This window comes from Sulfurimonas sp. hsl 1-7, from assembly GCF_030577135.1.
GTDB lineage: Bacteria > Campylobacterota > Campylobacteria > Campylobacterales > Sulfurimonadaceae > Sulfurimonas > Sulfurimonas microaerophilus.
Window position 1 is genome coordinate 20919 of sequence record NZ_JAUIRR010000002.1, and the last position, 11342, is coordinate 32260.

10 protein-coding genes are annotated in these 11342 nt (G+C 36.5%); 3 read left to right on the forward strand and 7 right to left on the reverse strand.

Going from position 1 to position 11342, the window contains the following annotated elements; all coding sequences use genetic code 11:
* Positions 1-4 precede the first annotated feature (4 nt).
* Positions 5-511, forward strand: coding sequence for a redoxin family protein (locus tag QWY88_RS03690; RefSeq protein WP_304544213.1), 507 nt, complete (start codon positions 5-7; stop codon positions 509-511).
* Positions 512-534: 23 nt separating this feature from the next.
* Here QWY88_RS03690 and QWY88_RS03695 read toward each other — a convergent pair whose 3' ends face one another.
* The 7 genes from QWY88_RS03695 to QWY88_RS03725 form a co-directional block, all read right to left on the reverse strand.
* Positions 535-3927, reverse strand: a complete 3393-nt coding sequence (locus tag QWY88_RS03695; protein ID WP_304544215.1) for a molybdopterin-dependent oxidoreductase — start codon at positions 3925-3927, stop codon at positions 535-537.
* A gap of 14 nt (positions 3928-3941) precedes the next feature.
* Positions 3942-4844, reverse strand: a complete 903-nt coding sequence (gene nrfD, locus QWY88_RS03700) for an NrfD/PsrC family molybdoenzyme membrane anchor subunit (protein ID WP_304544217.1) — start codon at positions 4842-4844, stop codon at positions 3942-3944.
* Positions 4844-5482 carry a 4Fe-4S dicluster domain-containing protein gene (locus QWY88_RS03705; RefSeq protein ID WP_304544219.1) on the reverse strand — a complete coding sequence of 213 codons (639 nt, stop codon included), beginning with the start codon at positions 5480-5482 and terminating at the stop codon, positions 4844-4846. The genes nrfD and QWY88_RS03705 overlap by 1 nt, the downstream gene beginning before the upstream one ends.
* Positions 5483-5694: 212 nt before the next feature.
* Positions 5695-6933, reverse strand: coding sequence for a molybdopterin molybdotransferase MoeA (locus tag QWY88_RS03710; protein WP_304544221.1), 1239 nt, complete (start codon positions 6931-6933; stop codon positions 5695-5697).
* Positions 6934-6943: 10 nt separating this feature from the next.
* Positions 6944-8233 carry a histidinol dehydrogenase gene (hisD, locus tag QWY88_RS03715; RefSeq protein ID WP_304544223.1) on the reverse strand — a complete coding sequence of 430 codons (1290 nt, stop codon included), beginning with the start codon at positions 8231-8233 and terminating at the stop codon, positions 6944-6946.
* Between the two features lie 11 nt (positions 8234-8244).
* On the reverse strand, positions 8245-8655 hold the full coding sequence (locus tag QWY88_RS03720) for a thioredoxin family protein (protein ID WP_304544225.1): 411 nt from the start codon (positions 8653-8655) through the stop codon (positions 8245-8247).
* A complete protein-coding gene (locus QWY88_RS03725; protein WP_304544227.1) occupies positions 8652-9164 on the reverse strand; it encodes a shikimate kinase in 513 nt (170 codons plus the stop codon). The genes QWY88_RS03720 and QWY88_RS03725 overlap by 4 nt, the downstream gene beginning before the upstream one ends.
* A gap of 138 nt (positions 9165-9302) precedes the next feature.
* Between QWY88_RS03725 and QWY88_RS03730 the strand changes: the two genes are divergently transcribed.
* A complete protein-coding gene (locus QWY88_RS03730; RefSeq protein ID WP_304544229.1) occupies positions 9303-10613 on the forward strand; it encodes a S41 family peptidase in 1311 nt (436 codons plus the stop codon).
* Between the two features lie 8 nt (positions 10614-10621).
* Positions 10622-11335: a phosphoribosylaminoimidazolesuccinocarboxamide synthase gene (gene purC / locus QWY88_RS03735; RefSeq protein WP_304544231.1), complete on the forward strand. Its 714-nt coding sequence runs from the start codon at positions 10622-10624 to the stop codon at positions 11333-11335.
* The last annotated feature ends 7 nt before the right edge of the window (positions 11336-11342 follow it).

Below are 11342 nucleotides of genomic sequence, written 5' to 3' on the forward strand. Positions count from 1 at the left end.
ACGTATGTTCAAAAAGAAAATAATTCACTATGCAAAAGAACTGCTTTTTGTTATTCTGTTTATGACTCTTATAGCTAATATACTAAGTTTGTATAAAAGTCAGGACTTAAATAAAGAAGCTTTAAAAATCACTACTTTTAAACTTATAGATAATTCAAAATATCAAATAGACAACACTAAACCTTTGCTTATACATTTTTGGGCTACATGGTGTCCTACATGTAAACTTGAATCTTCAAATATAGAGCTATTATCTAAATACTATAATGTTGTTACAATTGCTGTTAACTCTGGAAGCGACTATGAGGTTCACTCCTATCTTAAAGAGAGAGATTTAAATTTTAAAGTAGTAAACGACACAAACTCGGAACTTTCTAAAATATTTAACATTCAAGCATATCCTACTACATTTATCTATGATAAAAAGCAAAACTTAGTTTTTGGAGAAGTTGGTTATACAAGTACTTTTGGATTGTTTTTACGAATGTGGTGGGTAGATTTTCTAAAATAACAGGGGTAAGTAGGATAAAAGCCTTACGCTTTTATCTCTACTTTATAAGCTTTGTCCGATAGTGGAACCCATGGACGCTTAATGTGTTGTGGACGACGTAACTTATCGTTCTCGTTTAGTGGACGAGTAAGTTGGTCTCTCCATCCTTGGTAAATTTTGAAGTTATTTTCATAGTTAACATAGATGTCACCTATTTTATCACCAGCTTGAGCAGGCTCTAAAATAACTTTTTGGTGCCAACAGTGCATACCAGAAATTGGATCCGGGTGTGCAGCAGCTACAGCATTTTGCCATGAACCACTTAGACCATCCCACCAGATATTTCCGCTATCACGGTTATAGTCAGCAAAACGTTCAGTATGGAAAGGTACGATACCTTGAGTATATTTCAGTTTACCTACTTTACCATCCATTACAAGTTCAGCAGTTGGAACACCAAAGCTGTTTAATCCACTTGTACCATCGTAATCTTCAATTTTAATTTGACCTTCTGCAGTACCTGCATTTTCTACTTTAGCAGCCATGAATTGAGGGTCATTCATATTTCTTGCAACCGGTTGAGAAGCAACTTTACCGTCAGTAACACCGTTAGGGATACTTACAGAGTTAACAAGTTTCCATCTACCACCGTGGTGTGAACAAGCTAAAGTACCTGGTAATACACCTTCAGTTGGTACAGCCATAGCAACAAAGTGACCAGACTCTAAACCAGTTACTGAATCCACGATTCTAACACGGATAGCATCACCACGTTTGAAACCTTGACGCTTAGCATCTTTAGTTGAGATCCAGATTGGATCGTGGTTTTGCGAGATCTCCATTAAGTGTTTAGAGTTCGCAGAACGTGTATGAATGTTGTACGGTAAACGGAATACAGTATTTAACGCATACGAGTTCTCTTCAGTCATATATGTATGGTCTACATGAGATACGATGTGTTCCATTCTTTTTTTCTCTTCCGGTGTTCTCGGATAGAATGGAATTGCATATTCTGGCCATTTCCAGTCATCAGCTAACCACTCACAGAAGAAGTCAAGTTTCTTATCCATTGTTGCGAAACCTTCCATTTTCTTACCGTCAATCTCGATACCGATAGAGTGTTTTTTACCATCATGCTCAACAGACATAACACCTGTACGTTTATCAATATGTACGTGATGTTTGTTATATTTTTTACCGTGAGCGATATAGTTATTACCCTCTTCTTTAATCTCACGCTCTTGTGCAGAGTAGATTTTACTCTCTTCCATCCAAGCACCGTGATCTCTCATATACTCATAAACTGGGTATTCTTTATCTTTGTATCTTGCATCAGATGTAGCAGTTGCTTTAAGATTTGGTAAGTTATCACCAAATGCAGCATCATACCACTCAGCAATTGTAACAGGTTTACCAGGATTCTTTTTAGATTCCCACATTTTCTTGATACCAAGTTTACCAGTTGGATCGATGTAGTTAACACACATATCAAACCAGAACTCATTCTCTTCCCAAACTTCACCAAGACCAGCTTTGATGTGTGCTTCAAGTGTAGCACGGTTAGGGTTAGTCGGTTTCCATCCAGCTTTTTCTAATGCAACTCTCATTACCGGTTGACGGAATGAAGTCCATCTTGCAGGCATTGTTGCTTCAGAGTGTTGATCGTGACGCTCACCAGCTAAACCAACAGGTAAGATATAGTCAACATGCCAGTTTGTTTCAGACCAAGTTGGTGAAAGGTTGAAAGTAAGTTCCATTTTCTTTTCATCTTTAAGAACCTCTAACCATCTGAAACCATCCGGGTTAATCCATACCGGGTTATACATACGAGGAATCCATACAGCAAGTTTAGTTGGAACGTTAAGTCCTTTAGCTTGCCATTTCTTTTGCCACTCTGTATCAGTTAGGAGGTGTGGTAACAAGAATGATAACTCGTAAGTTGATAATGGCCATTCAGGCGGCCAAGTTAATTCGTTGTAAACATCTACAGGAGCAACGTTAGCACCACGTTTACCTTGACCAACAGTAGCAGCCCCACCTTTACCAGCAACAGAAATTACGTGCCAGTGGTGGAAGAAAGTACCACCCTCTGGTCCGATAGCACCACGAAGAGCAATTGGTAAATAACCAGTTCTACCACTCATCCAACCACCACGGTTACCAGCAGCAGTTGCACGCCAGAAGTAAGAAGAGATTGAAGTACCAGCCCAGATAAACATTTCATAAAGTTTCTCTAGTTTATATGCAGGAACGTGTGTCTCTTTTGAAACGTGCTCTAATGTATATGGAGTATATAACTCTTTAATAGTATCTAAGAATGCATCGAAATCGTTCTTAGTAGGTACTTTAGAGATATACCCTTTTTCTACCATATACTCTAAGTATTTTTTGTTATCTAAGAATACTTCCCAGTTCATCCATTTTTTAACGAAATCACGGTTTACTTTACCTTCGTTAAGAATTCTTTGTGTTAAGTATAGATAGATTAAAGGCTCAGTACCAGGCCATGCAGCAATCCAAAGGTCTGCCATACCAGCAGAGTTAGACATACGTGGGTCCATAACTACAAGTTTTGCACCTTTAGCTCTTGCATCAGCGATAAATGAAGCTGACTGTTGGAAATAGTGACCAGCATCAGCAGCGTGAGAAGAGTTAAGGAAAATTAACTTAGCGTTAGCCCAATCCGGAGATGTTCTATCGTCATTTGCCCATTGAATTGTTGGTGTACGACCACCTGATGAACAGATGTTTGTATGTGAATTGAATGCATCACAACCAAGTGTATGCCATACTTTACCAGTAAATCCGTTCTCATTTGGACGACCAACGTGGAACATTACAGATTTTTTAGATAACTCGTCACCTTTAGCTAATGTATCTCCCATCTTCTTACCGATAGTAGTCATAGCTTCATCCCATGTAGTACGGATCCATTTACCTTCACCACGAGCAGAACCTGGAGCACGCTTTAATGGGAATGCAATACGATCCGGATCGTACATTTGAGATTGTGTAGCGTAACCTTTTGCACAGTTTCTACCACGAGAACCTGGGTGCAGTGGGTTACCCATATATTTTTTAACTGTGAATGATTTTTTATCGATCCATGCAGTTAAACCACAAGAAGCCTCACAGTTTGAACATGCAGTTGGAACGATTGTATAATCATTAACTTCGATACCATCCGGATTTGATTCACTTCTTACACCGTGACGATCAATACCACCACGTTTCCAATCATCACCATCTAATTCTTTAAAATCTGACCACTCTTCCATTGGAGGATAGAATGATAATGAATCCGGAGTATTAGTAAATTTGCTCTCTTCAACAGATTCAGCGATAGCATCAGTTGTAAAAACACCCTTTGCAATTGCAGCACCAGCAACAGTAAATGCAGCACCTTTTAAAAATGTTCTTCTACTTTCTAAATACATTTATAATCCTCTTCTTAACTTAACGGTAATAATTGTGGTATTACTAACCAAACGTGTTTAACAACCCATAACCCAGCGATTGCTAAAATTGCTGCTAAATTTAACATAGCAGTTGAGTTATTTACTCTACTTAATGCTACAAGTAACATTGGTAAGATATATGCTGTCCATTGACCAATCCAGAACATAGTTGCATATTCACCGTGACCTTTAACATAATCAATAATTGCAGCAACTTCTTCAGCTTTCATTGAACCGAAGATATACTCTGACATATAGATAATAAATGCCATTAATGCACTTAATCCAAGTACAGCACCGAAAAATCTTCTTGTTTCATCACTTAATTTAGATCCACCGATTAAGATCATAGCTGCAGAACCAGATAGTGTAGCTGCTAAAATCATTTGTGCAGACTCAGTTGGCATTTGCCATAATTCACGAGCTGTAGCTTCTGCCATAATACCAGCAGTATATAGCGTAACAGGGATAGCAAGTAAAGTTACCCAGAATAATAATTTGTCAAATGCTTCTGTGTTGTTTCTTAACAGCATAACAACGATCATTAGGAACTCTAAACCAACAAACAGTGTAGCCATCCATGCACCAACTGTAATTGCAGAAGTCCAGTGTGGATATACGAAAATATGCCACATTCTCCACATTTGGTGAAGGTCTAACCATGTGAATAGTAAGAAGATATTCATAAATACGAACGATACGATAAGTGTAGAAGTTCTTAAACCTTCCATCTCATTTGCATTTTTCTTCATTAATAGGAAAAGCATAAAGATCAAACCAGTACCTATACTTTTCGCCCACATATTCATAGTAACATACCAACCCCAAAAGATATCCGGTAAAGCTACGTCCAAAGTTACTACAGCGTTTGTAGCTGCTAAAGTTTCATGTACCATTAGTGATGCCCTCCTAGTGGAAGTTTAGTGATATTATTGAATAAGTTATGTCCCTCTTCTCTTTTTGAAGCAAGTGGGTTAAGAGTAACGTTTCCACCACCAGTATAGTAATGATGAGGGTTAGTACCTTTTTCAGGTTTACGAACTTGAACATCACCTTGGTGAGACTGAATATATTTAGAGATGTTTGATGTTGGATCATCTAAATCACCAAAGATATTTGCTTGAACTGGACATGCAACAACACACGCTGGCATCATTGAAGAAGCGATACGGTGAGCACAATATGTACACTTATCAGCTGTTTGTGTTTGTGGATCGATATAGATCGCTCCATATGGACAAGCCATTACACAACCTGCACAACCGATACATCTTTCTTTATCAATGTTAACAATTCCATTATCTAAGTAGTGTAACGCACTTACCGGACAAATTCTCTCGCATGGAGCATTTTCACAGTGGTTACATCTTAGAGGTGTAAATGTTCTTTTAGTTTCTGGGAAAGTCCCAACGTCTACATATTTAACACGTAATCTCCATGTACTAAGTGGAACCTCATTTTCCACTTTACATGCGATCTCACAACCTTTACATCCCATACATAGATGCAAATCAACTAGGAAACCTAATTGCATATATTCTCCTTTGACCAAATACGGCTAGTTTAATATTTATAACCAAGACTAATTAAGATTAAAAGAAGCCCTTATATACGGGTATAGGGACTCTTTTTACTGTAAATATAGTAACTAAGTAACCTTAAATAAAAAATAAATTTATGTGATTTTTTTGAGATATATTTGGAAGTGGGTAATTTTAAACTTAAATAATTTTTTTAACTAAACTATTAAAAGTTTATAGAATTTATCTTATAAGCTCGAGTTATATCTTCTAATAAAACGATTTTGATAAATTGATCTTTGTGTAACTCTTCTACATTATCTGCAAAATATGCGATTGCATTGCTTTCAACTAAAGGAGACAACATTCCTGAGCCTATTTTATTATCTCTTGTAGGGGTAAAAATACCGTTTTCCAAAGATCCTAACACCATGTTATCTCTTCCGCTTCTAAGTTTTAGCTCTTTAGCACTTTTTGCATAGAGTGGAGTATGGTAACAATTAGTAGCACCCTGCTTTTTAAAAAGTGCCGGAATTGAAAGTGTAAATACATTTAACATAGTTGTTAACGGATTTCCAGGCATAGCCATTACTAAAGTTGTTCCCATTTTACCCATCATAGTTGGACGGCCCGGTTTTACATTTACACCATGAAAAATAGATTCTAAACCGTTAGCTACATATGCTTGGTATAAAAAGTCTGCATCGCCCATGCTGATACCGCCTGTTGTGATAACAACATCGTAAGACTTTAATGTAGAAAGGAATTGAATTGTTTGCTCCAGATCATCTGGAATAGAGCCGATATAAGAGGCTTTAAATCCAAACTGTTGTAAAAGAGATTTAATACCAAAAGCGTTCGCATTGTAGATCTCATCTTCGTTTGCCTGTTCCCAAGGTTCTTTAAGTTCATCACCTGTTGATACAATGGCGATGTTTAAAGGAGCAACAACCTCTATGGTAGTTATCCCTTGAGAGGCTAAAAGAGCTATATGGGCAGCTGTTACAATTTCACCCTTGTGAAATAAAATTTCACCAGCTTCTAGCTCTTCCCCTTTTTTTCTTAAATTATCACCTAGATTGATATTTTCAGGAACAACTACGCTCTCAGCTGTAACATCGCTACAGTTTTCAATAGGAGCTATTGTATCAATCCCTTCGGGAACTTTAGCACCCGTCATGATTTTACAACATTCACCCTCTTTTATTTTACACTCATGTGCCTCTCCTGCAAAAACAGTAGATACGATTTTGAGTTTTTTCCCTTTATCTGAGTGTAAAAATGCAAATCCGTCCATTGCAGAGTTATCAAAAGATGGTAAGTTTTTCTTTACATATATATCAGTAGCCAAGATTGATTGTTCAGATTCCATTGTTGGAACAAATAATGATTCGGTTTTAGGCGTTATTACCTCTATAACCTTTTCTTGGGCTTGACTTAATGATAATGATGTAAATTTTGGCAAAACTACTGTCCTATTTTAATCTAACTCTTACAGATTGTTCGTGTGCAGTTAACCCTTCAGTATTTGCGATTAAAGCACACTCTTCACCTATCTCGTTAATAGCTTTTGAACTAAACGAGATTATAGATGATTTTTTCATAAAATTCTCTACACCTAGCGGTGAATAAAACTTCGCAGTACCACCGGTAGGTAATGTATGGTTTGGACCTGCTACATAATCTCCTATCGCTTCTGGAGTGTTGTGTCCTAAGAAGATTGCACCTGCATGTTTAATAAACGGTAACAGTTCAAACGGTGACATAGTAGCTACCTCTAAGTGTTCAGGTGCTATTTGATTCATTAAATCTATAGCTTCATCCATATCAGATGTTACGATAATCGCTCCACGCTCTTCAATAGATTTTCTAGCAATCTCTTGACGAGGAAGTTTTTGTAACCAGTTTTCAATCTCTACTTTTACTTCATCTGCAAGTTTCTGTGACGGAGTAATTAAAATAGAACTAGCCATCTCATCGTGTTCTGCTTGAGATAAAAGGTCAATCGCCATGTGATTAGGATTTGCACTCTCATCTGCCAAGATTCCTATCTCACTCGGTCCTGCAATCATATCGATATTTACATCACCGAAAACCATCTTTTTAGCAGTTGCTACAAAGATATTTCCCGGACCTGTAATTACATCAACTTTTGGAATATTTTCAGTCCCGTATGCCATAGCAGCAATTGCACTAGCACCTCCAACTTTAAACACTTTTGTCACACCACATAAGTGACAAGCTGCAAGTAAAAGTTCATTTGGTTCGTTATCAGGTGTCGGTGTACATACTACGATCTCTTCTACACCCGCAACTTGTGCCGGGATAACATTCATAAGAAGTGATGACGGGTATGCCGCTTTACCACCGGGGATATAAAGCCCTGCACTGTCAACCGGTGTTACTTTTTGTCCGAGTATTGTACCGTTTGCTTCATCATCAAACCAAGATTTTGGTTTTTGTTTTTGGTGATAAGACTTAATTCTGTCATATGCCAAGTGAAGAGCATCTTTTAACTTTTTATCTAAATTTTCATACGCTTTAGCCATAGACTCTGTAGAAATTTGTAAATCTTCATCACTTGCCGGTGTCCATTTATCAAATTTGCTAATATGTTCTTTTAAAGCTTTATTTTTATCTGTTCTAATTTCGTTAATTATATTCATTACTATATTGCTAACTGTCGCAATATCCATTTTTCCACGCCCTAAAAGCTCTTGGAAATTAGCCTCAAAATCACCATCTTTTGAATTTATAAACATCATTTTATTTTGCCTTATTTATTTGTATCAAATGTTTTTTTTACAACTTTTAATGCTTCTAAAAAGTACTCTTCTCCAACTGCACCCATTAAAGGTTGGTACATCGGTTGTCCGTTTGCATCTAGAAACCAAAGTGTCGGTGTTCCCGGTCTCCACAGCTCTTGAGGAAATCTATCCCCTTCATCACTATACGCGATAATAGAGACAAAATCTTTGTTTAAAGCATCAATAACCTGCTTGTTTGAAAAAGTTGTTTTTTCTAAAATTACACAGTATTTACAAGAGTGTCTTGAAAAAACAAATAAAACAGGCTTGTTTTCCTTTTTTGCTGTTTCTACACCGCTTGTAAAATCTTGTGCCCAGTTGATCTCGTTTGCAAAAAGAGATCCGCTTAAAAGCATCATTATAATTAATAACTTTTTCATAATTTTTTCACCTTCTTCAATAACTCTTTTGCACACTCGTGTGCCGGTTTATTTGTTACGTCTACTACCACGTCAGCCAATTTCAAATACTCGGGACGACGTAAATCATACAGTTCTTTAGCTTTTTTCAGGTCCTGCAGTAAAGGTCTTTTTTTAAACTTTTTAGCTGCATTTGGATGCTCTTTTATACGCTGGATTATTTCATCAAAAGGGGAATCCAATAAAACAATTGTACCTATTTTTTTGATGTTTTTTTGTTTATAAAATCCGCCGCCTGTAGATATAAGCGTGTTTTTAACACTCTCTTCCAACCATTTAGCAACTTTTTTTTCTATTTTTCTAAAATACTCTTCACCCTCGATTTCAAAAATAGTTTTAATTTTTCTATTTTCCATACTCTCAATAAGATCATCAGTATCCATAGCTATATAATCAGAATGTTTGATAACTTCACGAGCAACGCTCCCTTTACCAACACCCATAAAACCAATAAGTACAATATTTTTCATTCTTGTAAAATTCACCTTTATATAAAGCTACAGCCATTTTCTTTCGACATTATATATAATTATTTTTAAACTACCATTTAATAAGAGTTGGTATAATATCCACTTTCAAATCAACTACATAAAAATTAGGTAATCATCATGAAAAACAAAAAACTTTTCACCCTTGGATTTAGCTCTATAGCTGTTTCACTATCGCTCTTACTCTCAAGCTCACTTTTTGCAGAGGCGACAAAAAAAGATGCCGAGACATCAAGACTTGAAGCACTCGCTAAGTTTACAAAAGTTATCTCGATAGTTGAGCAATACAATGTTGACGATGTTACGATTGAGGAGCTCATCGATAAATCACTTGACGGGATGATGAAAAACCTAGATGCACACTCAAACTATTTGACGCAAAAAGACTATAAACGTTTAAAAGTGCAAACAGACGGTGAGTTTGGTGGACTGGGAATTACTGTAGGTATGAAAGACGGTGCACTTACGGTAATCGCACCTATTGATGATACTCCGGCAGATAAAGCCGGTCTCCAAGCAGGCGATATTATCTTAAAAATAAACGAGCAGTCAACACTTGGAATGACTATTGATGAAGCTGTTTCACTAATGAGAGGAAAAGTTGGAGACCCTATCGACATTACAATCGTTAGAAAAGATGAGCTACAACCGATAGCTGTACATATCGTTCGCGGAAAAATCACTATAGATTCAGTTCATTCAAAAACTGTCGGTGAAGATATCTTATATATCAGAGTTTCAAGCTTTGATAAAAAAGTAGTTGAAGATGTTACAAAAGCAATCAAATCAAGAAAAAGTACTACAAAAGGGATTGTGCTAGATCTTAGAAATGATCCGGGAGGACTTTTAGATCAAGCTGTAGGGTTAGTGGATATTTTTGTAAATGACGGAAACATCGTATCTCAAAAAGGGAGAGATAAACGAGAAGACAAAGTATATAAAGCTTCTCGCTCTTCTACATTAACTGATGTCCCAATGGTTGTTCTTATCAACGGCGGAAGTGCTAGTGCAAGTGAGATCGTAAGTGGTGCTCTTCAAGACCATAAACGTGCCGTTTTAGTCGGTGAAAATACTTTTGGAAAAGGGAGTGTACAAGTTGTACTTCCAATTACAGAGGAAGAGGCAATTAAACTTACAATTGCAAGATATTACCTTCCAAGCGGAAGAACTATCCAGGCAGTTGGTGTGACACCTGACATTACCGCATTACCGGGTGAGTTAAAAACACATAAAAACGAGTTTGCAATTAAAGAAGCAGATCTCAAAAAACACCTCGAACAAGAGTTAGAAAAAGTTGATGGAAAAAAATCTGCCGACAAAGCTAAAGAAAAAGATAAAAAAGATATAATTACGCCAGAAATGTTAAACAAAGATAATCAACTCAAAACTGGTGTTGATATTTTAAGAGCTCTTATAATTACGAAAGGATAATTTTTAACATGGAAAAAAAAGAACTTCTTTATGAAGGTAAAGCGAAAAAAATCTGGTCTACTGAAGATGCTAACTTAGTGATATCTGAATTTAAAGATGATTTAACAGCATTTAATGGTGAGAAAAAATCTAGTGAAGCTGGAAAAGGTGCACTAAATAATAAGATCTCTACTGAGTTATTTAAAATTTTATCAGAGAACAAGATCCCTACTCACTTTGTAGAAATGTTAGATGACAACCATATGCTTCATAAAAAAGCTGATGTTATCTTAATAGAAGTAATTGTAAGAAATATCGCTACAGGTTCACTTTCACGTAACCTTGGAATTGAAGACGGAAAAGTTCTACCGTTTACTTTAGTTGAATTTGACTATAAAAACGATGAGTTAGGCGATCCAAAACTTAACGATCAACATGCACTTATCTTAGGTCTTGTAGATTATCAAGATGAATTAGACAAACTTCGCAGAATGGCTAGACAAGTAAACGATGTACTAAAACCTTACTTTGCGACAAAAGGTCTTAACCTAGTTGATTTCAAACTTGAATTTGGTAAAGACTCTGATGGGAACATCATCCTTATTGATGAAATTTCACCGGACAACTGTCGTTTCTGGGATGCCGAAACTGGTGAAAAAATGGATAAAGACAGATTCCGTCAAGGTTTAGGTGGACTAAAAGTAGCTTACGAAGAAGTACTAAACCGTATATTAAACAAATAAATTCAAG